General features: G+C 69.3%; 24 protein-coding genes. 8 read left to right on the top strand and 16 right to left on the bottom strand.

The window, feature by feature from the left end; translation table 11 throughout:
* Nucleotides 1–218 precede the first annotated feature (218 nt).
* From BIU99_RS01680 to BIU99_RS01660, 5 genes are read left to right on the top strand one after another with little or no spacing between them, the layout of a single operon-like run.
* On the top strand, nt 219–1,571 hold the full coding sequence (locus BIU99_RS01680; protein ID WP_071258866.1) for an extracellular solute-binding protein: 1,353 nt from the start codon (nt 219–221) through the stop codon (nt 1,569–1,571).
* On the top strand, nt 1,568–2,479 hold the full coding sequence (locus BIU99_RS01675) for a carbohydrate ABC transporter permease (RefSeq protein WP_071258864.1): 912 nt from the start codon (nt 1,568–1,570) through the stop codon (nt 2,477–2,479). The genes BIU99_RS01680 and BIU99_RS01675 overlap by 4 nt, the downstream gene beginning before the upstream one ends.
* A complete protein-coding gene (locus BIU99_RS01670; RefSeq protein WP_071258861.1) occupies nt 2,476–3,354 on the top strand; it encodes a carbohydrate ABC transporter permease in 879 nt (292 codons plus the stop codon). Before BIU99_RS01675 ends, BIU99_RS01670 begins: the two co-directional genes overlap by 4 nt.
* Complete coding sequence (locus tag BIU99_RS01665; RefSeq protein WP_071258858.1) at nt 3,351–4,667, top strand: alpha-L-fucosidase; 1,317 nt, start codon at nt 3,351–3,353, stop codon at nt 4,665–4,667. Before BIU99_RS01670 ends, BIU99_RS01665 begins: the two co-directional genes overlap by 4 nt.
* Nucleotides 4,668–4,719: 52 nt before the next feature.
* Complete coding sequence (locus BIU99_RS01660) at nt 4,720–5,814, top strand: hypothetical protein (RefSeq protein WP_139205294.1); 1,095 nt, start codon at nt 4,720–4,722, stop codon at nt 5,812–5,814.
* Nucleotides 5,815–5,834: 20 nt separating this feature from the next.
* Here BIU99_RS01660 and BIU99_RS01655 read toward each other — a convergent pair whose 3' ends face one another.
* The 10 genes from BIU99_RS01655 to BIU99_RS01615 all read right to left on the bottom strand — a co-directional run bounded on the left by BIU99_RS01655 (nt 5,835) and on the right by BIU99_RS01615 (nt 17,937).
* Nucleotides 5,835–6,155 carry a hypothetical protein gene (locus tag BIU99_RS01655; RefSeq protein ID WP_064294992.1) on the bottom strand — a complete coding sequence of 107 codons (321 nt, stop codon included), beginning with the start codon at nt 6,153–6,155 and terminating at the stop codon, nt 5,835–5,837.
* A gap of 150 nt (nt 6,156–6,305) precedes the next feature.
* Entirely contained in the window at nt 6,306–7,823 is a 1,518-nt protein-coding gene (gene araA, locus BIU99_RS01650; protein ID WP_056014267.1) for an L-arabinose isomerase, read from the bottom strand.
* A gap of 127 nt (nt 7,824–7,950) precedes the next feature.
* Nucleotides 7,951–8,658, bottom strand: coding sequence for an L-ribulose-5-phosphate 4-epimerase (locus BIU99_RS01645; RefSeq protein WP_071258853.1), 708 nt, complete (start codon nt 8,656–8,658; stop codon nt 7,951–7,953).
* Complete coding sequence (araB, locus tag BIU99_RS01640) at nt 8,655–10,352, bottom strand: ribulokinase (RefSeq protein WP_071259320.1); 1,698 nt, start codon at nt 10,350–10,352, stop codon at nt 8,655–8,657. Before araB ends, BIU99_RS01645 begins: the two co-directional genes overlap by 4 nt.
* 232 nt (nt 10,353–10,584) lie before the next feature.
* A complete protein-coding gene (locus BIU99_RS01635; RefSeq protein ID WP_071258851.1) occupies nt 10,585–12,318 on the bottom strand; it encodes a hypothetical protein in 1,734 nt (577 codons plus the stop codon).
* A gap of 41 nt (nt 12,319–12,359) precedes the next feature.
* Entirely contained in the window at nt 12,360–13,613 is a 1,254-nt protein-coding gene (gene mmsB / locus BIU99_RS01630) for a multiple monosaccharide ABC transporter permease (RefSeq protein ID WP_064294995.1), read from the bottom strand.
* Nucleotides 13,614–13,645: 32 nt separating this feature from the next.
* A complete protein-coding gene (gene mmsA / locus BIU99_RS01625) occupies nt 13,646–15,154 on the bottom strand; it encodes a multiple monosaccharide ABC transporter ATP-binding protein (protein ID WP_064295024.1) in 1,509 nt (502 codons plus the stop codon).
* Between the two features lie 137 nt (nt 15,155–15,291).
* Entirely contained in the window at nt 15,292–16,404 is a 1,113-nt protein-coding gene (gene chvE, locus BIU99_RS01620) for a multiple monosaccharide ABC transporter substrate-binding protein (RefSeq protein WP_064294996.1), read from the bottom strand.
* A 107-nt stretch (nt 16,405–16,511) separates the two neighbouring features.
* Nucleotides 16,512–16,652: a hypothetical protein gene (locus BIU99_RS19850; RefSeq protein ID WP_153303513.1), complete on the bottom strand. Its 141-nt coding sequence runs from the start codon at nt 16,650–16,652 to the stop codon at nt 16,512–16,514.
* A gap of 265 nt (nt 16,653–16,917) precedes the next feature.
* Entirely contained in the window at nt 16,918–17,937 is a 1,020-nt protein-coding gene (locus BIU99_RS01615; RefSeq protein ID WP_071258849.1) for a serine hydrolase, read from the bottom strand.
* 137 nt (nt 17,938–18,074) lie between these two features.
* Here BIU99_RS01615 and BIU99_RS01610 point away from each other — a divergent pair, with 137 nt between their 5' ends.
* Nucleotides 18,075–19,094 carry a LacI family DNA-binding transcriptional regulator gene (locus BIU99_RS01610; protein ID WP_064294998.1) on the top strand — a complete coding sequence of 340 codons (1,020 nt, stop codon included), beginning with the start codon at nt 18,075–18,077 and terminating at the stop codon, nt 19,092–19,094.
* A 232-nt stretch (nt 19,095–19,326) separates the two neighbouring features.
* Here BIU99_RS01610 and BIU99_RS01605 read toward each other — a convergent pair whose 3' ends face one another.
* Entirely contained in the window at nt 19,327–20,523 is a 1,197-nt protein-coding gene (locus tag BIU99_RS01605) for an ROK family protein (RefSeq protein WP_231884320.1), read from the bottom strand.
* Between the two features lie 90 nt (nt 20,524–20,613).
* Here BIU99_RS01605 and BIU99_RS01600 point away from each other — a divergent pair, with 90 nt between their 5' ends.
* Nucleotides 20,614–21,087, top strand: coding sequence for a GNAT family N-acetyltransferase (locus tag BIU99_RS01600; protein ID WP_071258847.1), 474 nt, complete (start codon nt 20,614–20,616; stop codon nt 21,085–21,087).
* Between the two features lie 98 nt (nt 21,088–21,185).
* Here BIU99_RS01600 and BIU99_RS01595 read toward each other — a convergent pair whose 3' ends face one another.
* Nucleotides 21,186–21,797 carry a hypothetical protein gene (locus BIU99_RS01595; protein ID WP_064295001.1) on the bottom strand — a complete coding sequence of 204 codons (612 nt, stop codon included), beginning with the start codon at nt 21,795–21,797 and terminating at the stop codon, nt 21,186–21,188.
* Nucleotides 21,798–21,929: 132 nt separating this feature from the next.
* Between BIU99_RS01595 and BIU99_RS01590 the strand changes: the two genes are divergently transcribed.
* Nucleotides 21,930–22,448: a metallophosphoesterase gene (locus BIU99_RS01590; RefSeq protein WP_071258846.1), complete on the top strand. Its 519-nt coding sequence runs from the start codon at nt 21,930–21,932 to the stop codon at nt 22,446–22,448.
* On the opposite strand, the gene BIU99_RS01585 is transcribed toward BIU99_RS01590, so the two are convergent.
* Genes BIU99_RS01585 through BIU99_RS01570 form a run of 4 tightly spaced genes read right to left on the bottom strand, consistent with a single transcriptional unit; the run spans nt 22,445 to nt 26,208 of the window.
* Nucleotides 22,445–23,599, bottom strand: coding sequence for a Gfo/Idh/MocA family protein (locus tag BIU99_RS01585; protein ID WP_254773545.1), 1,155 nt, complete (start codon nt 23,597–23,599; stop codon nt 22,445–22,447). The two genes, BIU99_RS01590 and BIU99_RS01585, sit on opposite strands and share 4 nt — an antisense overlap.
* Nucleotides 23,584–24,279 carry a ThuA domain-containing protein gene (locus BIU99_RS01580; protein ID WP_064295003.1) on the bottom strand — a complete coding sequence of 232 codons (696 nt, stop codon included), beginning with the start codon at nt 24,277–24,279 and terminating at the stop codon, nt 23,584–23,586. Before BIU99_RS01580 ends, BIU99_RS01585 begins: the two co-directional genes overlap by 16 nt.
* A gap of 49 nt (nt 24,280–24,328) precedes the next feature.
* Entirely contained in the window at nt 24,329–25,282 is a 954-nt protein-coding gene (locus BIU99_RS01575; protein WP_083397123.1) for a carbohydrate ABC transporter permease, read from the bottom strand.
* A complete protein-coding gene (locus BIU99_RS01570) occupies nt 25,282–26,208 on the bottom strand; it encodes a carbohydrate ABC transporter permease (protein WP_071258845.1) in 927 nt (308 codons plus the stop codon). Before BIU99_RS01570 ends, BIU99_RS01575 begins: the two co-directional genes overlap by 1 nt.
* Nucleotides 26,209–26,214 lie beyond the last annotated feature (6 nt).

Below are 26,214 nucleotides of genomic sequence, written 5' to 3'. Positions count from 1 at the left end.
TTCTGACGGGTGCCGCGAACCCTGCCGAGGGATTCCCGGCCATGGGCCACCGATATCCGGCCACGACCGTGCGGTTCCGTCGACTGGACGGCTGAGTGCACTCCACAAGCAGCCCTCATGAGGCTTTTGTACACAGGGCTTGCATATCACATACCTCATGTCTATCCTCGATATGCAAGGATGGCTGACGAACCCGTCCGCGGACGAGGAGAGCCCCCATGAAGCACCAACGAACCCTGTCGATCGCCGCTGCAGCCGCCACGCTGGTCGCGCTCTCCGCGTGCACGGGCGACGCCGGGGGCGAGCGTGTCGGTCGCTGCGCGATCGCCGACGAATTCGCCGCTGGCACGCCGGTCGATGCGACGCCGTCCGGCGAGATCACCTTCCAGACCACCGCGCTGAAGGCCTCGTTCTCCGAGTACTTCACCGAGCTCATCGAGGAGTTCGAAGCCGCCTACCCCGGCACGACCGTCACCTGGGAGGACGACCCTGGCGACGGCAGCTTCGCCACCCGGCTCGTCGCGGACGCGCAGGCGTGCTCGCTGGCGGACGTCGTGAACATGCCGCTCGCCACCGCCGGCGGGCTCCGCGAACAGGGCTTCCTCGCGGACCTCGACGCAGCGTCACCGGGTATCGGCGCCGACTTCATCCCGAGCCTCTGGGACAGCCTGGTCCTCCCCGGCGACGACCACCACTACGTACTCCCCTGGTACTGGGGCCTCATCGGCCTCCAGACGTACAACACCGAGCTCATGCAGCGCGCCGGGCTCGACCCGGAACAGCCGCCGACCACCTTCGAGGAACTCTTCGACGCGGCCGATCAGGTCGCCGAACGGTCGAACGGCGAGTTCAGTGCCTTCTCCGCGAGTCTCGGTCTGCGACTCCCGCTCGAGTGGCAGCTGCAGGAGGCCGAGGTCATCGCCGACGACGGTTCGGCGTTCGTCTTCGCCGACGATCCGGCCGTGCAGGAGTGGACCGAGCGCATGACGCGACTCGCGCTGGCCGGCGGCATCCCGAAGGACTCGATCGCCTCCGACGACGAGCCCACCGCCCTGTTCACCCAGGGCGCGACCGTCTGGGGGTCACCGAACGCCTCGTCGCTCCGGTACGTGCAGGAGGGCAACCCGGGCGTCTACGAGCACGTGGGCGTCTCGTCCCTCCTCGACCGCCGCGGCACGGCGATCGCCGAGGTACAGACCATCGGTGTCCCGAGCACGAGCACCAACCCGGCCACCGCCATCGCCTTCGCGCGATTCCTCCTCGCCGCCGAGCAGCAGAACCGCTTCATCAGCGACCCACGCATCCAGAACTTTCCGAGCACCACCGAGTCGCTCGGCATCCCGAAGCTCACGGACATCACCGGTACCGCACCCATCGACGAGGCGAACCGTCTCGCCGTCAACCTCGCCGACGAAGCGGAGATCGTCACCATCGTGCAGTGGAGCGACGCGGTCGCGAACGCGGTCAACGCCGAGCTCCAGCTGGCGCTCACCGGGAAGAAGGCACCGCGTGAGGCGCTCCGGGCCGCCCAGGACGCGGCCAACCGGGTCATCGGAGCCGATGCTCGATGACGACCGCGATCCACCTCAACGGGGCGGCGCGTTATCGACCGCCCTGGGTGCCGCTGCTGTGGTGCGCACCCGCGCTGCTCATGATCACGATCTGGAGCGTCGGGCCCTTCGTCGGGACCATCGCGCTGTCGTTCACCGACACCTCCCCGCTCGGCATGGGTGGAGCGTTCGTCGGCCTCGACAACTACCGCTCGATCCTGCAGGACCCCGCGTTCTGGTCCGCGAGCGGCAACAGCGTGCTGTACGCGATCATCGCCGTCCCGTTGCTGATCGTCCTCCCACTGCTGCTCGCGCAGCTCGTCCACACCCGGCTCCCCGGGATGGGGTTCTTCCGCTCCGCCTACGCGGCTCCGATCGTGGCGTCCGTCGTCGCGGTCGGGCTGGTCTGGCAGAACCTCCTCGGTGAACAGGGGCCCGTGAACACGATGCTCCAACGGGTCGGTCTCATCCAGCAGGCGGTGCCGTTCCTCTCCGAGGGGTCGCTCATCCTGCTCAGCGCCATCGCCCTCACGGTGTGGCGTGGGCTCGGGTGGTATCTGATCTTCTACCTGGCGGCGCTCTCCAACATCCCCCGTGAGCTGTACGAGGCGGCGGAACTCGACGGCGCCGGCCCGACACGACGGTTCCTCACCATCACGGTGCCGGGCACCCGCCTCACGATGCTCCTCGTCGGGCTCCTCGCCGGCATCGGGTCGCTCCGCGTGTTCAGCGAGGTCTATCTGCTCGGCGGCGCCACCGGTGGCCCGGGAGGCGAAGCGCGGACACTCCCGTTCTTCATCCGCGACGCAGCGCTCGACCCGATCACCGGCAACGCGGGCTACGGCGCGGCCGCGAGCGTGGCGCTCTTCACGCTCACCGCCGTGTTCGCCGTGCTGGCTCAGCGCTTCGGCGGGGAGCGGGACGCATGATCGCGCACATCGGGCAGCCACCCGCGCGACCGCTCCTGCGGCGTCGGCGTCGACGCTGGTCGAGGACGACACCGGTGCGGTACGCGCTCCTGCTCCTCGTGCTCCTCATCTCCGTCGGCCCGTTGCTGTGGCAGTTCCTGTCGTCGATCAAGGGCTCCGGCGAAGCACTCTTCGGACGCGACGCCACCCTGTTCCCGCAGTCGCCGACGCTCGACGCCTACGTCACGATCTTCCGGCAGATCCCCATGGACGCCTACCTGACGAACAGCGCGATCGTCTGCGCCCTCACCATCGCCTCCCAGGTGGTGTTGCCGACCGCCGCCGGGTACATGCTCTCCCGACGCGGCTGGCGCGGGCGGCGGGTCACCTTCACCGTGCTGATCGTGTCGATGGTCGTGCCCTTCGAGTCGATCATGGTGTCGCTCTTCCTCATGACCCAGGAGCTCGGCCTGCTCGACACCCTCGTCGGCGCGTGGCTCCCCGGTGCGGTCTCCGCGATGAACGTCCTCATCATGCGGGCCGCGTTCACGGCGGTGCCCGACGAGATCGAGGACGCCGCGTTCCTCGACGGAGCCTCGGAGTGGCAGCGGTTCACCGCCCTCTTCCTGCCGTCGTCCATCGGCGCGATGCTCGTCGTCGTCGTCAACTCCTTCATCACCGCGTGGGACGACTTCCTCTGGCCGCTCCTCGTCCTGCGGAGCGAGTCGTCGTTCACCGTCTCGCTCGGACTCGCACGACTCTCGGCGTCGTCGTTCGGGTTCGACCCCAGGGTCGTGATGGCCGGATCCATCATCGCCGTCGTCCCGGTCCTCGTGGTGTTCATCGTGCTGCAACGATGGTTCCACCGAGGCGTCGCAGCAGGAGGAGTCAAGTGAGTCAACAGTCGCACCACCGCCAGCACCGTCCCGTCCCGACCGAGGGCCAGTTGCGCTGGCAACAGGACGGCTTCGGCGTGTTCTTCCACTTCGGCGTCAACACCTTCGCCGGCAAGGAGTGGAGCGACGGCACCCTGCCCGCCTCGAGCTTCGATCCAAGCGACCTCGATGTACGGCAGTGGGTGCGCGTGGCGGCCTCGATCGGCGCCCGATACGTCATCCTCACCGCGAAGCATCACGACGGGTTCTGTCTCTGGCCGACCGCGACGACCGACTACAGCGTCGCATCCTCTCCGTGGCAGGACGGCCACGGCGACATCGTGGCCGAGCTTGCAGCGGCCTGTCGCGAGGCGGGCCTCGGACTGGGGCTGTACCTCTCGCCGTGGGATCGCCACGCTCCCGAGTACGCCGACGAGGCGCGCTACGCCGAGGTGTACGCCCGGCAGCTCACCGAACTGTGCACGAACTACGGCGAGCTCGTCGAGCTGTGGTTCGACGGCGCCGGGTCCGAGGGGTACACCTACGACTGGCCCGGCATCACCGCCATCATCGAACGACTCCAGCCGCAGGCGATGGTGTTCAACATGGGCGCCCCGACGATCCGCTGGGTGGGCAACGAGAACGGTCTCGCCGAAGACCCGGTGCGGTACGTCGTCGACCACACCGACTTCAGCAACTACACGGTCGTCACCAGCCGGTTCGAGGAGGCCCTCTACCTGCCGCCCGAGTGCGACGTCTCGATCCGCCGCGGCTGGTTCTGGCACCCGGACGACGAGCCGAAGTCGGTCGAGCATCTGCTCGCGATCTTCTACCGGTCCGTCGGACTCGGAGCGAACCTGCTCCTCAATCTCCCACCAGACACTCGCGGACTCCTCCCCGACGCCGATGTGGAACGGGTGACCGCCTGGGCCGCGGAGCGCGACCGACGCTTCGCACAGCCGATCCCGGGAACGCTGACCACCGACGGGTCGACGGTCACCGTCACGTTCGCGGAGCAGGTCACCATCGATCACCTCCGGCTGCACGAGGACCTCGCAGCCGGACAGCTCATCGACCGCCACGAGGTCCGGACAGCGGACGGCCGCACGCTCGTCGGAGCCGGTTCCGTCGGCGTCTCGAGGGTGCACGTGTTCGAACCGGTCACCACCGACCGGCTGACGATCGAGCTCGTCCCGGACGTCACCGACGAGGCGGGCCATCCCGAGGAAGCGCCGAACCCGACGCTTCTGGCGGTCACCGCGTTCCACACTGGCACGAGCACCGTCCCCGAGCTACCGGTCGGCTACGAGGCCCCGACGGACGCCCCCGACTGAGCGGGCCGCACCTGATCGGGCCACGCCTCGACGCGGAACTAGGCTGGTGAACGTGCAGGCACTCCCCGAACCACTCGACACGAGTGCGCTCACCCGGCCGCTTCCCCGCCGCGAGGTTCGAGAGCAATGGCGAGCCTTCGTCGCCGAACAGCCCGACGCCCTCGACCGCATCGGGCGGGCGCGCCGGATCACGACCACGATCGGCACGGTGGGCGGACTGCTGAGCATCCCGCTCTTCACGCTGATCGGCGTCCTGGCGCTCGCACAACACGGCGCGGATGCTGCACGACTCGCCTTCGGATTGGGAACGCTCGCGCTGGCCATGGTCACCGTCGCCGTGATCCTCGTCCGGACGACGGTCAGGGTCTGGTCACGCAGGACCATGCGACGCACGCACCTCCGTCTCGTCGCCTTCGCCGAGGCGAACGGATTCGACTACCTGGTCGGCCCCGTTGCGGCGCCGCGCGACATGCCCTGGCGGAACCGCGGTGCACTGAACCTTCACCGCGTCCTCCGAAGCCGCCAACCGCGCGGCATCGAGATCACGAATTACGAGATCACCGGAAACCGGAAGAACCTCGCGGCCCCCTTCGGCGGCTACTGCGCGCTCCGGATACCGATCGCCCTGCCACACCTGGTGCTCCGCGCGCAGGACGGCCGACGCCGCGGCATGAGCGCCGCGAGCGCCCCGGTGGGCACTCAGCGACTGGAGCTCGAGGGCGATTTCGACCGACACTTCCACCTCTACTGCCCGATCGGCTACGAGGCGGACGCGCTCTACCTGTTCACGCCCGACGTGATGGCGCGCCTCCTCGACCACGTGCGCGGCTTCGACGTCGAGATCGTCGACGACTGGCTCCTCCTCGTGACCACCGACGACCTCGTCACGACGAAGGTCGACGATTGGCAGGACATCGCCGCCGCTGTCGACGCCGTGGACGACCGTGTCGAGCGCTGGGCCCGGTGGTGCGAGACCCGGGGCGACCGACGGAGCACCGAGACGGTCGCACCGGCGCCCGACGCGATGGTCGGCCGCGTCAGCACTCGCGGCCGACGCCTCAAGCTCCGTATGAGTACCGACGACATCCTCATGTGGAGCGCGCTGGCGCTCTTCGCTGTCGGCGCCGTCGTCGGACTCCTCCCCTAGCGCGTCCGGACGGGTACGGGTCAGTCGCCGTACTCGTCGAGGAAGGTGTCCGACTCCGCATCGAGCGCACATCCCTCGGCGGCGGCCTCGGCCGGGGTACGGTCGCCGGCGTCGACGATGCTGCTCGCCCGCTCCGCGATGCACCGTTCCATCGCCCGCTCGGCGGCCGCCGGGTCGGCGGCGGTGAACCCGCCCGTCGCTGCGACGATCGCGAGGACCGCTCCGACACCGGCGACGAGGACGGTCCCACCGATCGCGAGCTTCCATCCGAGCCTCGTCGGCTCGGCCGTCCTCTGGTCGCCCGGTTCGTGCTGCTCCGGCCGCGTGAACACATCCGTCATCGGTCGACCCCCGTCGTTCAGTGCGCCACCCCCGGCGCGTCGCCCCAGGCTAGCAAGCGCCGTCGTCGCACCGCACGATCGACGACAGCACGACGCGGGACGGCCTCCCGCTAGTGGGCAGGAGGCCGTCCCGGTCGGATCGTCCCGAGGCTAGAACCCCTGGGCCAGGCGGTAGTACGCGTTGTTCCAACGGACCTCGCGCTGGAAGTCGCGCGTGGTGGTCGACTCGTCGATCACGAGGAGCTCGGTCTTGGCGATCTCCGCGAAGTCGGCGAAGACCTCGACCCCGACGGCGGTCGACATGACGGTGTGGTGCGCGGCGCCGGCGGTGAGCCAGGCAGCGGCCGAGGTCGCGAAGTCCGGAGCCGGCTTCCACACGGCGCGCCCGACGGGCAGCTTCGGCAGGGCCTCGATGGGCTGGACGACCTCGACGACGTTCGCCGTCAGCCGGAAGCGGTCGCGCATGTCGCTCATCGCGACGACCACGGCGGGGCCGGAGTCGGCCGTGAAGACCAGGCGCACCGGGTCCTCCTTGCCACCGATGCCGAGCGGGTGCACCTCGAGGGTGGCACGAGCCGAGGAGAGCGTCGGGCTGACCTCGAGCATGTGCGCCCCGAGGATGAGCTCGTTGCCGGGCTCCATGTGGTACGTGTAGTCCTCCATGAGCGAGGCGCCACCGGGGAGGCCGGCGCCCATGACGGACGCGGCACGCACGAGGACGGCCGTCTTCCAGTCGCCCTCCGCGCCGAAGCCGTAGCCGTCGGCCATGAGGCGCTGGACGGCGAGGCCCGGCAACTGACGCAGCTCGCCGAGGTCCTCGAAGCTCGTCGTGAACGCGGCGAAGTCGCCGGCCTCGAGGAAGGAGCGCAGGCCCAGCTCGATCGCGGCGCCGTAGCGGAGCGACTCATGCCGCTCGCCACCCTTCCGCAGCTCGGGGACGACGTCGTACAGCTCCTCGTACTCGGCGACGAGCGCGTCGATGTCGGCGTCCGTCGACGCGTGCACGGCCTCGGCGAGCTCGTTGACGCTCCACGTGTTGACCTGCACCCCGAAGCGCAGCTCGGCCTCGGTCTTGTCGCCCTCGGTGACGGCGACGTACCGCATGTTGTCGCCGAAGCGTGCGAGCTTGAGCTCGTGCGTGGCCGCCCAACCGGCGGCGGCGCGCTGCCAGGTGCCGACCTCACGCTGGACCCGCGGGTCCGAGACGTGGCCGACGACCGTCTTGCGGGCGACGCCGAGACGCGTCTGGATGTACCCGAACTCGCGGTCGCCGTGTGCCGCCTGATTGAGGTTCATGAAGTCGAAGTCGATCTCCGACCACGGCAGCTCGACGTTCGCCTGCGTGTGGAGGTGCAGCAGCGGCTTCTGCAGCGCGTCGAGGCCGGCGATCCACATCTTGGCCGGGCTGAAGGTGTGCATCCAGGTGACGAGACCGATGACGCTGTCGTCGGCGTTCGCGTCGAGCATGGCCCGACGGATCGACTCGGAGTCCTTGAGGACGGGCTTCCACTCGATCCGCACGGGGACGTCGGCGGCGGCGCCGAGCTCGGCGGCGATGGCCTGGGACTGCTCGGCGACCTGACGGAGGGTCTCCTCGCCGTACAGGTTCTGGCTGCCGGTGAGGAACCAGACGGTGTAGTGGTCGAGCGTGGTGGTGGGCTTCGGCATGGGTGGGTCTGCTTTCTGAGTGGGTGGGCCCTTCGACAAGCTCAGGGACCGGAGTTCGGTGCGGCGGTCCCTGCCCTTCGACAGGCTCAGGGACCGGGAACGGCGCGGGGGCCGGAGATCGTTCTGGTTAGAGCGCGCCCTGCGGCGCCTGGCCGTAGACGTTCTGGTAGCGGTCGAACAGGGCGTCGATCGCCTCGGTCGGCATGGGCTTCGGCTCGCCGAGCTGACGCGAGATGTGCACGGTACGGGCGACGTCCTCGACCATGACCGCGGCCTTCACGGCGTCGCGGGCGTCCTTCCCGATCGTGAACGGCCCGTGGTTCTGCATGAGCACCGCGCGCGAGCGGTGACCGGTGAGCGTCTCGACGATGCCGCGTCCGATCGAGTCGTCGCCGATGATCGAGAACGGACCGATCGGGACCTCCCCGCCGAACTCGTCCGCCATCGCCGTGATGACGCACGGGATGGGCTCGGCGCGTGCGGCCCAGGCCACCGCGTAGGTGGAGTGGGTGTGCACGACGCCGCCGACCTCGGGCATATGCCGGTAGACGTATGCGTGCGCCGCGGTGTCGCTCGACGGCGACCGCTCAGCACCGGGCGTGCCCGGGATGACGTTGCCGTCGAGGTCGCAGAGGATCATGTTCTCGGGCGCGAGGTCGTCGTAGTCGACGCCGGAGGGCTTGATGACGAAGAGGTCGGCTCCCGGCACCCGACCGGAGACGTTGCCGCCGGTCCAGATGACGAGCCCGTACCGGACGAGCTCGCCGTGCAGCTTGGCGACGTCGGACCGGACGCGCGCGATCGCGACCTCGATCTCGGGTGAGTAGGTGTTCACGCGGTTGCTCCTTCGAGGGCGGTGGTCTCGGTGTCGGTCGGCAGGCTGTCGACGCCGCCACCGAGGGCGGCTCGGCGGATGCGCTTCAGGCGCTTCATGACGTCGTTGGCGCCACGACCGAAGTAGTCGTGGAGCGTCGCGTACTCCGCGTAGAGCAGGTCGTACGCGTCGGCGGCGGCCTCGTTCGGTGTGTAGACGGCGCGGTTCACCTTGCCCATGGCGGCACTGGCGGCCGGGACGTCCGGGTAGGCCCCGGCGGCGACGGCGGCGTGGATGGCCGAGCCGAGTGCGGGGCCCTGGTCGCTCGCCGTGATGGAGATCGGCAGGCGCAGGATGTCGGAGTAGGTCTGCATGAGGAAGGGGTTCCGCTGCAGACCGCCGGCGACGATGAACTCGGTGACGGGGACGCCCGAGGCATTGAACGTCTCGACGATCTTCCTGGTGCCGAACGCGGTCGCCTCGAACAGTGCGCGGTAGACCTCCTCGGTGCGGGTCGTGAGCGTCAGACCGAGGACGGTGCCCGAGAGCTCGTGGTCGACGAGGACCGAGCGGTTGCCGGAGTGCCAGTCGAGGGCGACGAGGCCGTGCGCGCCGACCGGCTGGTCCTGGATGAGGGAGGTGAGGTGCTCGTGGATGCTGACGCCGCGCGCCGCAGCCTCCTCGGTGTATCGGGCGGGGACCTGGTTCGCGACGTACCAGGCGAAGATGTCGCCGACGCCGGACTGCCCGGCCTCGTAGCCGTAGAGGCCGGCGATGATGCCGCCGTCGACGACGCCGCACATGCCCGGGACCTCGCGGAGGACGTCGCCGTTCATGACGTGGCAGGTGGAGGTGCCCATGATCGCGACCATCTGGCCGGGCGAGACGGCCTGCGCCGCGGGTGCCGCGACGTGCGCGTCGACGTTCCCGACCGCGACCGCGATGCCCTCACGGAGACCGGTCCACCCAGCGGCCTCGGCCGACAGGGTGCCTGCGGCGGCGCCCAGCTCACCGATCTCGTGCGCGACCTTGTCGTCGGCGAAGCGCTCGAAGGCGGGGTTGAGGGCCGCAAGGAACTCGTGGCTCGGGTAGGCGCCGTCCTGGTAGATGCCCTTGTAGCCGGCGGTGCAGGCGTTGCGGACGTAGGTGCCGGTGAGCTGCCAGATGATCCAGTCGGCCGCCTCGACCCAGTGGTCCATGCGCTCGTAGAGCTCGGGGTCCTCCTCGAGGAGCTGGAGCCCCTTGGCGAACTCCCATTCGCTCGAGATGAGCCCGCCGTATCGCGGCAGCCAGGACTCGCCCCGCTTGGCGGCGAGCTCGTTGATGCGGTCCGCCTGCGGCTGCGCGGAGTGGTGTTTCCACAGCTTCACGTAGGCGTGTGGGCGGTCAGCGTACTCGGGCAGCTCGTTGAGCGGCGTCCCGTCGGCGATGACGGGGACCATCGTGCAGGCGGTGAAGTCGGTGCCGATGCCGATGACGGCGGCGGGGTCGATCCCGGCGGCCTCGACGGCGCGCGGCACGGCGGACTGCATGACGGCGACGTAGTCGGCCGGCACCTGCAGCGCCCAGTCGGGCGGCAGCGCGGCGCCGGTGGAGGCGAGCTCCCGATCCATGACGGCGTGCGGGTAGTCGAGCACCGCCGACCCGAGTTCGGCGCCGTCGGACACTCGCACGACGACGGCTCGGCCGGACAGCGTGCCGAAGTCGACGCCGATCGTGTAGGTCTCGGCGTGGGTGGCGGTCGCCTGCTCGGGGGCGCTGGCGGCCGGGTTCTGCTCGGTGTTCACCGGTGGGACTCCTTCGTCGATCTGGTGCTCGGATGATTCGCGATGCTGTGGTGAAGCGGGTGGGGGCGGCTGCTCGTTCGGGTGGATCAGGGCTGGGCCGCACTCCAGTGTACAACGTTGTATATTGCCGTGGCCATGCACAGGACGACGCGATCTCGACTCATGCGAGACCGCCCATCGTCTCGATGACGGCGCGTGCGTCGAGCGGCTCGGGATCCGGCGCGTCAGCAGCGCCGACGGTCCCCACGATCCGGCCCGCGCGGACGGCGACGACCCGGTCGCAGACGGCCGCGAGCGCCGTTGGGTCCTCGCTCGAGACGACGACCGCCCGGCCGGACGCCGCGAGCGATCGGATCAGGGCGCACCGCTCAGCCCGCCGACGTCCGTCCTCGGAGCCGGGGGCGCCCGTCGCACCGAACGGTTCGGCGAGCAGCACGGCGCGTGCCCCCGTGTCCGCGATGATCCGGAGCGACTCCGTGAACTGGTCGGCGTCCGGTCCGCGGTGCACGCCGGGGAGTGCGGCGACCAGGCCACTCGGCACGGTCGTCGCCCGGTAGTCGCGGCGCGGGTCGGCCACACCCAGCCTGACCATCCTCGTGAGGGCGTCCGGGGAGACACTCGACGGCACTCCGCCGAGGAAGGAGAGGTCGAAGCGGATCGGATGCTCGGTCGTGTAGAGCACCCCCGCGGCGCGCGCCAGGTCCGTCGTCGAGACGTCGACCGCCGCACCGTCGAGCGCCACCGAACCACGGGTCCGCGCACCGTACGACCGACCGAAGACGCTCAGCAACACTTCCCCGGCACCGGAGTCGGGCGGACCGAACAGCCCGAGCACCTCCCCCGGTGCGCAGGCGAAGGACAGGTCGTCGACGACGGTCCGCTCGGGGTCCGCGGGGTGGCTCGCGGTCCAGTGTTCGACGGCGAGGCCGGTGCCCGACACCCGATCCGTGGGAACCGTCGCGGTACCCGGTGTCCACGAGCGGGCCCCGGCCGGACCTGCGGCGTCGAGGGCGAGCGCACCATCGGCCATGGCTTCGAGCACCTCGCGTTCACCGCTGTCGGGAGTCAGTCGGATCGAGGGCGAGTGGGCACCGCCGACGGCCAGCACGGTCGCGGTCGATGCGACGCCCGCCAGCCCGGTGACGGCCCCGGTCGCGAGCAGGACGCCGGGTGCTGGGCCGGCGGCTCGAGGAACTCGGGCCACCTCGACCATCGCCTGCCGCCAGCGCTCGACCTCGTCCGCTCGAAGCGCGGGTCCGCTGTCGTCGATGACGATGAGCGACGCCTCCGCGGCGACCGCCCTGGCCAGCTCCACGAGCCGACGCTCCACGACCGACAGGGCACCGGCGGGGTCCGCGGGTGACCGGTCGAGCCCGACGATACGCAGAGCGCGGCGGATCCGCGCGGCATCGCTCTGCTCCACGGACGTCCGATCGGCGGACGGTCCTCGGAGGAGCCGCACGACCGTCTCCCGCAGGCCCGCGGCACGCTCGGAACCGAGCAGCACGTTCTCGCCGATGGTCTGCGACCAGCTGATGGCCTGCCCGGCCGTCACGACGGCCACCCCGGAGGCGCTCGATGCGGCCCGGGACGACAACCGCGCCGGTCGACCGGCGACGAGCACCGTCTCGGAACCGGACGACCTGGTCACGCCGCGCGGGGCGGGAGCCGTCCCGGACAACCGCGCGATCAGGTGCCGGAGCGCGGAGACCGGGCCGAGCACGGCGTGCACCGTGCCGAAGGGCACCTCCAGCAGCGGCGTGCCGTCCCGCAGGACGGCGAGCGCCGGCATGGCCGACGAGGACTCGGGCGGGGCGGTCGCCTCGCCACCACGCACGGAGGCGAGGGCACCGGCCAGGTCGCCGGTGCTCTCGCCTCCGTGGTGGATGTCCATGCGTCGGATCGATCCGGGTTCCGCTGTCGCGGACCTCGGGATCAGCGTCCGCCGCTGCGGCGCTTGTTGTAGACGTCGAACGCGACGGCCAGCAGCAGCACGAGACCCTTGACGGCCTGCTGCCACTCGATGCCGAGGCCGATGATCGACATACCGTTGTTCAGCACACCGATGATGAGACCGCCGATGATCGCGCCGCCGATGGTACCGACGCCACCCTGCACCGCGGCTCCACCGATGAAGGCGGCGGAGATCGCCTCGAGCTCGAAGCCGTCACCGGCCTTCGGACCGGCGAGGTTCAGGCGGGCCGTGAAGATGAGGCCCGCGAGCGCCGCGAGGAAGCCCATGTTGACGAACAGGAAGAAGTCGACCTTGCGGGTCTTGATGCCGGACAGCTCCGCGGCGTGACGGTTGCCACCGATCGCGTAGATGTGGCGGCCGAAGACCGAGCGGTTCATGACGATGCCGTAGACGAGCACGAGGACGGCCAGCACGATGAGCGTGACCGGGATGCCCTTGTACGCGGCGAGGGCGTACACGAAGAAGCCGATGCCCGCGATGATGAGGACGAGCTTGGCGACGAACCACGGGAACGGCTCGGTCTCCTGGCCGTACTTCTGACGGCCGAGGCGCGTGCGGACCTGCTGCACGACGAGGCCGACGACGGCGATGACGCCGATCCCGAGCGTGAGCGGGTCGATCGGGAAGTCACCGAACACGTCGTTCAGGAAGCCGTTGCCGAGCGCGCGGTACTCCGCCGGGAAGGAACCGATGTTGGCGTTGCCGAGGACCACGAGCGCGAGGCCGCGGAAGATGAGCATGCCGGCGAGGGTCACGATGAACGCCGGGATCCCGACGTAGGCGATCCAGAAGCCCTGCCAGACACCGACGAGCGCGCCGATGGCGAGCGACAGGATGACGGCGATCCACCACGGCATCTGCATCTGCACGGCGAACACCCCGGAGACCGCACCGACGAAGGCCGCAACTGAACCGACCGACAGATCGATGTGGCCGGCGATGATGACCATCACCATGCCGATCGCGAGGACGAGGATGTACCCGTTCTGCACGATCAGGTTGGAGATGTTCTGCGGCCGCAGCAGGATGCCGTCGGTGATGACGGCGAAGAACACGACGACGAGCAGGAGGGCGATGAAGATGCCGTTCTTGCCGAGGTCACTGAGGATGTGGGTCAGCCAGCTCGTGAAGCGGTTGGTGGCCGGGTTGACGAGGCCGCCGGCGGCGGTGCCGTCGCCTGCCGGGACGGTGGGTTTGGTGTCCAGATCGGACATTGCGGTTCTCCTTCGATCCGTCCGCGCCCGCGTCAGCGGGGCTTCTCCATGGTCATGAGTTTGAGGAGCGCTTCGGGGTTCGCTTCCTCGATCGGCAGTTCGCCGGTGATGCGGCCCTCGCTGAGCGCGTAGATGCGGTCGCAGATGCCGATGAGCTCGGGGAGCTCGGAGGAGATGACGATGACGCCCTTCCCCTCGGCGGCGAGGCGGTTGATGATCGTGTAGATCTCGTACTTCGCGCCGACGTCGATCCCACGGGTGGGCTCATCGAGGATGAGGACGTCGGGGTCGGAGTAGATCCACTTCGAGAGGACGACCTTCTGCTGGTTGCCGCCCGAGAGCTTCCCGGTCTTCGCGAGCACGTTCGGAGCCTTGATGTTCATGCTCTTCCGGTACTCCTCGGCGACCTTGTACTCCTCGTTGTCGTTGACGAGTCCGCCGCGTTCGAGCTTCTTCAGCGAGGCCATCGAGATGTTCCGCTTGATGTCCTCGATGAGGTTGAGGCCGTAGTACTTGCGGTCCTCGGTGGCGTAGGCGAGGCCGTTGTCGATCGCCTCGGACACCGTGCGGGTGCGGATCTCGGTGCCGTTCTTGAACACCTTGCCGCTGATCCGACTGCCGTAGGACTGACCGAACAGGCTCATCGCGAACTCGGTGCGGCCGGCGCCCATGAGGCCGGCGATGCCGACGATCTCACCGGCGCGGACGTTGAGGTTGACGGCGTCCACCATCACGCGGGTCGGGTCCTGCGGGTGGTGGGCGGTCCAGTCCTCGACGCGCAGGATCTCCTCGCCGATGTTCGGCGTGTGGTCCGGGTAGCGGTGCTCGAGGTCGCGGCCGACCATGTCCTTGATGATGCGCTCTTCGGTGACGTCGTTCTTCACGATCGTCTCGATGGTCTTGCCGTCGCGGATGACCGTGACGGTGTCGGCGACCTTCTTGATCTCGTTGAGCTTGTGGCTGATGATGATCGACGTGATGCCCTGCTCCTTGAGGTGCAGGATCAGGTCGAGCAGGTGGTCGGAGTCCTCGTCGTTCAGCGCGGCCGTCGGCTCGTCGAGGATGAGGAGCTTCACGCGCTTCGAGAGGGCCTTCGCGATCTCGACGAGCTGCTGCTTGCCGACGCCGATCTCGAGGATCTTGGTCGTCGGGTTCTCCCGCAGGCCGACCCGGGCGAGCAGTGCTGCCGCCTCCTGGTTGGTGCGGTTCCAGTCGATGAGGCCGAGCGGCCCCTTCAGCTCGTTGTTGAGGAAGATGTTCTCCGCGATGGAGAGGTAGGGGCTGAGGGCCAGCTCCTGGTGGATGATGACGATGCCCTTGGACTCCGAGTCGCGGATGTCCTTGAACTCCATCGTCTCGCCCTCGAAGACGATGTCGCCCTCGTAGGTGCCGAACGGGTAGACGCCGGACAACACCTTCATGAGCGTCGACTTGCCGGCGCCGTTCTCACCGCAGATGGCGTGCACGGTACCGCGCTGCACATCGAGCGTGACGTTCGAGAGGGCCTTGACGCCGGGGAAGGTCTTGATGATGTTGCGCATCTCGAGGATGCTCGTGGTCTCGCCTGACACCGTGTCTCCTTACAGGTGATCGTCGTTGAACCGGGCCCTCCGACAGGCTCAGGGATCGGAAGTGATTCCGTTCCCTGAGCCTGTCGAAAGGGGTGTTGCAGGACTGACTAGCCCTTGATCTCGTCTTCGGTCCAGTACCCGGAGTCCACGAGGACCTCCTGGATGTTGTCCTTGACGACGATCTGCGACTCGAGGAGGAAGGACGGGACGACCTTCTTGCCGTTGTCGTAGTCCTCGGTGTTGTTGACCTCGGGCTTCTCACCGTTCAGCACGGCGACGGCCATCTTGACGGCTTCGCTCGCCAGCTGGCGGGTGTCCTTGAAGATGGTCGCGTACTGCTCGCCGGACTCGATGGCCTTGACCGAGTCGAGCTCGGCGTCCTGGCCGGAGATGACGGGCCAGCCGTCGCCCACCGAGTAGCCGGCGTCGGTCAGCGCCGAGATGATGCCTCGCGAGATGCCGTCGTAGGGCGACAGGACCGCGTTGACCTTGCTGCCGTCGGAGTAGGTCGACGTGAGGATGTTCTCCATGCGCTTCTGCGCGGTCTCACCGTCCCAACGGAGCGTTGCAGCCTGCTCGAAGGAGGTCTGGCCGCTGGCGACCTTGAGGGTGCCCGCGTCGATGAACGGCTTCAGGGTGTCCTGAGCGCCGTCCCAGAAGAACGTGGCGTTGTTGTCGTCGGGCGAGCCGGCGAACATCTCGATGTTGAACGGACCGGCGGGTGCGCCCTCGGTGGGCTTGCCCTCGAGGTCGACGAGGCCGAGGCCGTTGAGGACCGAGTTGGCCTGCTGCACGCCGACCTTGTAGTTGTCGAACGACGCGTAGTAGTCGACGTTCTCGCTGTCGCGGATCAGGCGGTCGTAGGCGATGACGGGGATGTCGCCGTCCTTGGCCTCCTGCAGCACGCTCGTGAGCGTGGTGCCGTCGATCGAGGCGATGATCAGGACGGAGGCGCCCTTGGTGATCATGTTCTCGATCTGCGAGACCTGGGTCGGGATGTCGTCCTCGGCGTACTGCAGGTCGACCTTGAAGCCCTCCTTCTCCAGCTGCTCCTTGACGGCGTTGCCGTCCTGGATCCAGCGCTCGGAGCTCTTGGTGGGCATCGCGACGCCGACGAGCTTGCCGTCGCCTTCGCCGCCGCCCGATCCGCCGCTTGCGCCGCCGGAGCAGCCGGCGAGCGACACGATCATCGTGCCTGCGGCCAGCGTGGCGAGGAGCATTCTCTTCTTCACTGTGTGGTTCCTTCCCTAGGGAGTTGCTTGGACGTCATTGTCATGCGCAGGTCTGTCGGCTCCGATGTGTCCAGCTCATCGAGGCCGCTCGTCGGTTACGTGGCGTTCGCGGGTGCGGGTGCGGGCGCCTCGTCGTGGTGCCGGCGAGGGTGCAGGGAGAGGTGGCCGGCGGAGAGCCGGGCCGAGAGGGAGCTGTGGTCGGATCGATCGGTGCCGTGGATCGGGAGGCGGCTCATCGCCGACCTGCTCGCTCCATTGCGCTTCGTTCCCACGTCGACTTCCTCGTCACTCCGAATGTGACCGTTCACATTGTGTGTCACACGATAGCCCCAGACCTCCACCTGATGTCAAGTCGGGATGGGTCTCATTTTCATAACCGGCGATTGCCGGGGCATGGTCGCGCTCTCAGCGTGCCCGTGCAAGCACGTGCCGGGGGCGCAGCTACGCCCCGATCGGCGTGGCCGGAACCCGGGGAGGTGCGCGGGCGATCCCAGTGGACGCCTAGAGTTCGGCGTCGATCGCGCGGATGACGTCCCACGCGCCGTCCTCGGAGTTCGACAGCACGACGACGTCGATGGCGTCGGCGGCGGTCGGGCCGAAGTAGGTGCGGACGATGCCGCTCGCGCCGGGGTTGACACCGTCGAGGTACATCGATCGCACCTGGCCGCCCTCGTCGACGTCGAACTCGAAGCCGAAGCCGTAGGAGATCTCCTCGTCGACCTCGATCTGCGGGGAGGTGAACTCCTCGGTCAGCTCGGCGGTGACGATCTTCGCGTCGCGGGCGGCGCGCAGGAAGGTGATGAGGTCGGCCGCGGTGGACTGTGCACCGGCGTCCGGGCCGCCGAGCGGTGGGAACGCGTCGGCGTTCGAGTGCCAGACGCCGTCGTCGTCGACGTCGCCGCCCTCGGCCAGGCCGGGCTCGCCCGTCCGGCGGTCGACGAAGCCCGAGTGGTCCATGCCGAGGAGCGCGAAGACCTGCTGCTCGATGAGCTGGCGGTACGGCAGCCCCGTCACGCCCTCGAGCGCGAGCCCGAGCAGCACGTAGCCCGCATTGACGTAGTTCGCCTCTTCGCCGGGGGCCGCGAGCGGCTCCTTGTCGGCGAAGAGCGGCAGGAGGTCGGCGGTCTCGCGGATCGACGAGGCCGGGCGCTCGGCCCAGAGGTCGTCGTAGCTCTCGCCGGCGGTCTCGTCGGCGTCGTCGGCGATGCCGGAGGTGTGGGTGAGCAGGTGGAGCAGCTGGACGTCGCGGCGGATGGTGGTGCCGTCGAGGTCGACGTACTCGTGGATCGACTCGTCGAGGTCGATGTGTCCGGCGTCCACCTGCTGGAGCACGGCGGCGGCGGTGAAGAGCTTCGTGATGGAGGCCGTGTCGAAGCGGGTGTCGAGCGTGATGGGTTCGTCGCGCTCCCTCGAGGCGAGGCCTCGGGCGGCCTCGAAGAGCGTCTCGTCACCGCGCTTGACGAGCACGACGCCCGAGAAGTCGGTGGCTTCGATGACGCGGGCGACGCTTTCGGTATCCATCCCCCAACGGTACCGTCGCGGACCCCTCCGTGGCTCCACGCGCCCTGGGGGACCCGATCCGTCGGGGGGGGGCTGACGCGTGTGCATAATGGGTGCAGCACGAAATGTGACCGTGCACATCGAGGTCCGAGGAATCCGTGAGCGACGACGCCGAACGGGGGCGAGCCCCCAATATCCGCGATGTCGCGCGCCTGGCCGGGGTCTCCCACCAGACGGTCTCACGGGTGCTCAACAACCATCCGAGCATCCGCGACTCCACCCGCGACCGGGTCCTCGCCGTAATGGACGAGGTCAACTACCGTCCGAACCGGGCCGCCAGGGCACTCGTGACGAGTCGGTCGCGGACGATCGGCGTGCTCGCGAGCCAGCGGTCGCAGTACGGTCCGGCGAGCATGATCCAGGCGATCGAGAACGCGAGCAAGGACGCCGGGTACCTCGTCAGCACGGCCAACCTGCCCGACGTCTCCGACGCGTCGATCGTCGCCGCCGTCGAGCATCTGCTCGCGCAGTCGGTCGACGGCATCGTGGTCATCGCGCCGCAGGTCCGGGTGTTCCGGGCGATCGAGGAGCTGCAGGTACGGGTGCCGTTCATCGCGGTGCAGTCCGGCGGTGACCTCGACGACCACTCGATCGGTGTCGACCAGGTCGCCGGTGGACGCTTGGCGACACGGCACCTCATCGAGCTCGGGCATCGGAACATCTACCATCTCGCCGGCCCGCAGGACTGGATCGAGGCGGAGGCGCGCATGCACGGGTTCCTCGCCGAGATGAGCGCGCAGGACGTGCCGACGACCGCGCCGATCCTCGGTGACTGGACCGCCGACTTCGGGTATCGCGCCGGGATCGAACTCATGCGGGTGCGCGACTTCACGGCGATCTTCTCCTCGAACGACCAGATGGCGCTCGGTCTCATCCACGCGATCCGCGACGAGGGGTACGACGTGCCCCGGGACGTGTCGATCGTGGGGTTCGACGACATCCCGGAGGCACCGCACTTCTGGCCGCCGCTCACGACCGTGCGGCAGGACTTCGACGAACTGGGGCGTCGTTGTGTCGCGCGGTTGCTCGGCAACCTCGAGGTCGACGCCGTCGGCTACCGCGGCACGATCGAGCCGGAGCTCATCGTGCGGAAGTCGACGGGTCGCCCGGCCTTCTGACCCCTTCGTGGTCGCGTCTGGTGTGGTGGTGGTGGTCCCAGCGCGGTGCGCTGACGTGAGCGCGAGTCACACGCGTGAGCGCGCCCCTCTGGAGACCCGCGCTCAGGTCCATGCCCCGCTCCCACGCCGATTCGCGCGATCTCGCGTCAGCGCACCGCGCTGACGCCGGGTGAGCGCATCTCACGCCGGCGCACCGCGCTGACCACCAGGCCGACAGCACCCAGGGCGAGGATCACCAGGCGGCGGGGTCCGCGATGAGGCGATCGAACGCGAGTTCCGCGGCACCGATGAGCAGGAGGTCCTGGCCGAGTTCCGCACGAACGATCGAGACGTCCTCGAACGGCGGGACGAGCGCCCGCTCACGGACCGCGTCGTGCAACTCCTCCGACGCCAGTTCGAGCACGATCCCGAGATGACCACCGAGGACGACGAGTTCGGGGTCGAGGATGTTCACCGTCCCGGCGAGCGCCCGTCCGAGCGTCCTGGCCTGCCGGACGACCTCCTCCCGCATCGCCCCGGCCGGATCGGCCGCGATGCCCTCGGCGAGCGCCGCTTCGAGGACCGCGTCGTCCCCGGCGGCGAGACCGGCGACACGGAGGAGCTCGCTGCGTCGCACAGCGTCTTCGAGCGCATTGCCGGCGGTCGTCGCCGAGGTGTGGCCGAACTCCCCCGCGTAGCCGCGTGCACCACCGACGGGTCGGCCGCCGGCGATGATGCCACCACCGATACCGCTCGCGCCACCGTTCAGGTAGACGAGGTCGTCGATACCGCGGCCCGCCCCGAAGGTCCGCTCCGCCCGGGCGCCGAGACTCGCGTCGTTGGCCGCGAACACCGCACGACCGGTCGCGGCACGCAACCGTTCGACCAAGGGCTCGTCGACCCACCCGAGGTGCGGTGCGAGCCGGACGACCCCGTCGGCGTCCCGGACGAGACCGGGGACCGCCAGCCCGATCCCACCGCCGCCGCGAGCTTCTTCGGGCAGGCGGTCGGCGAGTTCCGCGACCAGTTGCGCGATGATCGCCGTCGCCTCGGCCGCCGTCGGTGTCGTGTCGACCTCGCGACGCACGCGCTCGAGGACCTCGCCGCCGAGTCGCACGGCCGCCACCGTGATCGCGTCGAGTTCCGGGTTCGCTGCGAAGGCGACGGCTCGCGGGCCGGCTGAGACGAGTGGCGACGGCCGGCCGACACCCTGCCCACCGACCGGGACGGACTCCGTGACGATACCGATCGAGGCGAGTTCCGTGACGAGCGCGGCGACCGTGGACCGGTTGAGCCCGGTCGTCCTCGTGAGCGCCGACCGCGACTGCACGCCGCCCTGATGGACGAGCTCGACGATCCGGCCGAGGTTGCGACGGCGCACCGAGTCGAGTCCGCTCCCCATGCCGGATCCGCCCGCTGGACCCGCCCCGACCGCTGTCGACTCGCTCACACGCACACCCTCTACTCGATCCCTCCAGTGTCCCCTATCCGAGCACACGCCGGTTCACCCGCCTCCGGCCACGGATGGTTGACTGGACGGATGCCCGCCGCCTGGACACTCCGCCCCGCCACCATCGACGACTCGACCTGGATGGTCGAGTTGCGTGCCGTCGTCATGCGACCCGACCTCGAGCGCCTCGGTCGCTACGACGAGACCCGCGTGCGTCAGCGCTTCCTCAGCGGATATCGACCGGAACACACCTCGGTGATCGAGGTCGAGGGCATCACGGCCGGGCTGGTCGCCCTCCGCCCGGAACCCGACGAGCGGTGGCTGGAGCACTTCTATCTGGCGCCCGAGCACCAGGGCGCGGGCCTCGGCACCGCGGTGCTCACGCGGCTCCTGGCCGACGACGGTGACCCGCGCCCGTTCCGCCTGAACGTCTTGCAGGGCAGCCCGGCCCGCCGCCTCTACGAGCGCCACGGCTTCACGCTCGAACGCGAGGACGAGGTCGACGTCTGGATGGTCCGCGGCGCGGGAGCAGGAGATCGGCACGGTGGCAGGACGTTCGGCTGAGTGACGTCCTGCCACCGCGCGGATCTCCTCCTGCGACGCCGGCACCGGCACCGGCACCGGCACCGGCTAGCGGGTGAGCAGCGCGACGCCCGACCAGCTCAGGCGGGCTGGCGGACCGTGGTGACGATGTCGACGAGGTGCGGGTCGGCCGGCGCGGAGCCGAAGCCGAAACGCACGGGCGGGTCGAGTCGGGCGAGGGTGCCGAGGTCGGCACCGGACCAGCTCGCGGTGGCGGCGGTTATGCGGCGGGCGCCGGTCACGCCGTAGTACTCGCGTCGACCGTTGCCTGCGGAGCCTGCCGTCCGGGCGCCGGGTTGGAGCACGCGGGCGAGGGGGTCGATCGTCTGCAGCCAGACCGGGTTCACGGCCACGGGTTTGGGGACGACCCGGAGCGCTCGACCGAGCGGAGAGCTCCCGCCGATGCGGAGGGTCGTGTCGAGCGGACCGCCCACGAAGCGGAGCCCCGTCGGCAGGCGGGTCCAGCCGACGGTGCCGATCTCGACGTCGTCGAAGGTGTACGTGGAGGAGATGAAGTCGGCGATCTCCTGGGTCGGCGCGAGCAGCAGGCGTTTGCCGCGGGAGTCCTCGATCATCGCGTCGGCGAACGAGCCGAACGGCGAGGTGGACCAGAGCCCGAGGACGATGCGGACGCCGCCCGTGGTGCCGTAGCCGGCGATCCTCCCGGAGAAACGAAGGTCGGTTGCGGGCATGGGATCACCCTAGTCGCCCCTCCTGCGGGAGTGTCCGTGAACGGCGGTCCGCGGCCCGGTCCCCGAGCGGGTCGACGGGCGCGCGAGCACCACCCGGTTGACGGAGTCCGCCCGATCCGCTTCCGTGGGACCATGCCGACCTCGCTGCTCCTCCTCGCCGACACCCACCTGCCGAAGCGGGCGAAGGTCCTGCCGGACGCGGTCTGGGCCGCCGTCGACACGGCCGACCTCGTCGTCCACGCGGGTGACTGGGTCGATGAGGCGACCCTCGACGCCCTCGAGGCCCGGGCGACCCGCCTCGTCGGTGTCTTCGGCAACAACGACGGCCCAGGCCTCCGCGCGCGTCTTCCCGAGGTCGCGCGCTTCGAGCTCGACGGCCTGCGGTTCGCCGTCGTCCATGAGACGGGGGCGGCGACCGGTCGCGAGCGACGGGCCGACGAGGCCTTCCCCGACACCGACGTCCTCGTCTTCGGACACAGCCACATCCCGTGGGACACCGTCTCCCCCGCGGGTCTGCGTCTGCTCAACCCCGGGTCGCCGACGGACCGCCGTCGTCAACCGGAGTGCACGATGATGACCGCGCGGGTGACCGACGGCACCCTCACCGACGTCCGCCTGCTTCCGGTCCCGCGAACTGTCACTCGACGCTAGTCCGAGCGGCTGGAACTGTGCCGGAGTGACAGTTCGCGGGCCACGGGTGCCGGACGGTCGACGGTGCTGCTCAGTTCCACGACGCGGTGCTCACGACCGGCGACGATGATCGCCTCCATGATCTCCAACACGTGGAACGCGAGGTCGCCCGAGGCCCGATGCGGTCGGTCCTGTTCGATCGCCTCGGCCAGGTCCGACAGGCCGACCCCGCGCCCGGCGTCGACGAAGCCGGCGCTGTCGGGGACGGCACGCCAGGTGCGGTCGTCGGCCGTCGCGATCTCCACCGGGTCCGAGAACCGGTTCGGGTCGGGCACGGCGACCGTCCCGCCCGTCCCGTAGACCTCGAAGAGCGGCGCTCGGCTCGCCCACACCTCGAACGAGACCGTCACGGTCGAGACCACCCCGTTCGCGTGCTCGAGGATCGCGGTGACGTGCGTGTCGACCTCCTCGTGCACCGGGATCGGCGTCCCGGCCAGCGCTCCGGTCGCGACCGACCGCTCACGATCCGACCGCGCGACCGCGCCCGACACCCGCACGACGGGACCGAAGAACGACACGAGGCTCGTCAGGTAGTACGGCCCCATGTCGAGGAGCGGTCCGCCACCCGGCTGGTAGTAGAACGCGGGGGCCGGGTGCCACAGCTCGTGTCCCGGGGCGCTCCAGGCGACGGCTGCGGCGATCGGCCGACCGATGGCGCCGCTGTCGAGCACGGCGAGCGCCGTCTGGACCCCGGACCCGAGGACGGTGTCCGGCGCGCTGCCGACGCGGAGGCCCTTCGCCGCCGCGAGCTCGAGCACCGGTCGCGCCTCGGCGGTCGACAGCGCGAGGGGCTTCTCCCCGTAGACGTGCTTGCCGGCCTCGAGGGCCCGGAGCGCCACCTCGGCGTGCGCGGCCGGGATGGTGAGGTTCAGGACGACGTCGACCTCGGGGTCGGCGAGCAGTTCGTCGACGCTCGACGACCGCACGCCCTGTTCGGCGGCGACCTCCGCGGCGCGGGCGAGGTCGAGGTCCGCGACGACGACGAGCTCGAGGTTCGGCAGCTTCGGGAACTCGGCGAAGTACTGCTTCGAGATGTTGCCGACGCCGATGACGCCGACCCGGAGGACGGACCCTCCGGTGCTCTCCAATGGCCCGTTCAGCGCGCTGCCCACAGCAGGCCCCTTTCGATGATGGTGCGGACGTTCGGGTCTTCGACGATCTCGATGCGGTGGCCGGGCGCGGACACGAAGATCCTGCCCTTCCCCCACTGGCGGGTCCAGATGGCGGGCGCCGTGACGGGACGGTTCCACGCGTCCCAGGGCCGCACCTCCTGCGTCGTCGTCGCGAGGACGTCGTTGTACTCGTCGCTCAGCACCCAGTACTGCTCGGTGACGAGGTCGAAGTCCTCGATCCCCTCGGTGATGGGGTGCGTCCGGCCGTACTCGGTGATGTGGACGGTGTAGGGGATGTAGTTGTCGGACTGCTCCCCCGTCCGCTCGGCCGGGTCCTTGCCGGCGTGGTGCGCGAACTGGCCACCGATCATGTGGAGGTAGTCGGCGTTGTTGCGGTACGAGTCCGCGATCCCGCCGTGCCAACCGGCCATGCCCGTCCCGTTCAGGACGGCGCGTTGCAGGCCGGCGAACTCCTCCGGCTCGATGGTGTTCATCGTGTTGATCTGCACGATGAGGTCGACCGTGTCGAGGTAGTCGGTGTCCGTGTAGACGGTGGTCCCGTCCTCGACGCGGACGGTGAACCCGTTCGCCTCCAGGAAGGGGATGAAGGCCGCGGTCGTCTCGACGGGCATGTGTCCGTCCCAGCCGCCTCGCACCACGAGCGCCTGCTTGTCAGTCATGTGTTCCTCTCAGGGGGTGGTTCGGTCTCCGGTCGACTCGCGACCGGCACTACTTGCTGAAGCCGGCGGTCATGCCACTGATCAACTGGCGTCGGCCGAACAGGTACAGGATGAAGATCGGCAGGGTCGACAGCACCACGGCGGCGAGCACGGCCGGCACGTTCACGCTGAACGAGCCCTGGAACGTCCACAGCGACAACGGCAGCACCCGGTTGCTCGGCGACTGCGTGAGCACGAGCGGGAACAGGAAGCCGTTCCACACGTTGAGCGCGTTGTAGAGCGCGACGGTGACGATCGCCGGCCGGGCGAGCGGGAGGACGAGCGACACCAGGGTCCGCCAGCTCGACGCGCCGTCGACGGTCATCGACTCGAACAGCTCCTTGGGGATGTCGCGGATGAAGTTCGACAGGATGAGCACGGTGACGGGCACCGCGAAGCCGATCGACGGCAGGATCAGCGCCAGGAGGGTGTCGTAGAGTCCCGCCTTACTGAGCATGTAGAACAGCGGGATGATCGTCGCCTGCAGCGGGATCGCGAGGCCGAGCAGGAAGAACGAGAACGCTCCCCGCGTGAATCGGGAGTTGGTGCGCACGATCGCGTACGACGCCATGAGGCAGACGAACACGGTGACGGCGACGCTCGCGACGGTGATGACGACGCTGTTGCCGAGGTACAGGAAGAAGTCGCTCTGCAGGACGAGCGCGTAGCCGTCGAGGGTCGGGTCGGTGGGTGGGATGAGCTGGTTGCTCGAGAAGAACCCGGCCTGCGGGCGCACGCTCGTGATGACGATGTAGTAGATCGGCAGCACGATGATGAGCAGCCAGATCCATGCGCCGATCCCGCCGATGATGTTCGGCTTGCGGCGGGCACCGCGGGGGCGCCTGCCTCGCGTCTCGTGCTCGCCCGGGCGTCCGCGCTTGGACCCGGCGGTCGAGACGCTGACCGTGTCGAGGCTTCCCGTCGGGAGCCCACCGGGCTTCGTGAGTGGGTTGGTCGCTGACATCAGAGGCCCTCCTGCTGACTGTCCATCTTGGCGAAGCCGCTCAGCTTGGTGAGCAGCAGGGCGATGGCGAGACCGATGACGGCCAGGATGATCGCCATGACGCTCGCCTGCCCGAACTGGCTCGCGGAGAAGCCCGTCACGTACATGAGGATCGGGAGGATGCGGGTGCCGGCGCTCGGAACACCGCCCGTGAGCACGAAGATCACGTCGAAGTAGGTGAGCGAACCGATGATCATGAGCGTGGACGACGTCACGAGCGTGTACCGCAGCTGCGGGAGCGTGATGTGGAAGAACTGCTTGACCGTCCCCGCACCGTCGATCTCGGCCGCCTCGTAGAGGGACGCCGGGATCTGCCGCACGCCACCCTGGAACAGGAGCGTGTGGAAGGGCACGAACTGCCACGCGATGATGAAGATCACGACGAAGAGCACGAGCTGCTGGTTGCCGAGCCAGTCCTGCTTGAGGAACGGGATGCCGAGCGACGCCGACAGACCGAAGTTCGGGTCGAGGATCGCCTTGAACGCGATGGCCGTCGCCGCCGACGACAGCAGGAGTGGCAGGAAGAAGATCGCGCCGAGGACGGCCCGGTTGCGCTGCTTGCCGGCGGTCCAGGTCCCGAGCAGCAGACTGATCGGTGTCTGGACGATCCAGGAGATCACGATGACCTTGAGGGTCAGGACGAGCGCGTCGATCGCGACCGGGTCGACGAGGACCGAGGCCCAGTTGTCGAGGCCGACCCACGCGGGGTCGGTGATCGCGTCCCAGCGGGTGAAGCTCAGGTACAGGGCGACGATGAGCGGGATGATCGCGAAGACGAGGAAGAAGCCCAGCGCCGGCGCGACCATCCAGCCGCTGGGGCCGGTGCGGCGGCGCATCGCTGCCGCACCGGCCCCTCGGGCCCCGTTCAATGGACGGGTGACGGTCATCGGGAG

The sequence above is a fragment of the Plantibacter sp. MMLR14_011 genome, assembly GCF_001865025.1.
GTDB classification, from domain to species: domain Bacteria; phylum Actinomycetota; class Actinomycetes; order Actinomycetales; family Microbacteriaceae; genus Plantibacter; species Plantibacter flavus_A.
Note: the sequence above shows the minus strand (reverse complement) of the source record. Positions and strands in the feature narration are given on the sequence as shown.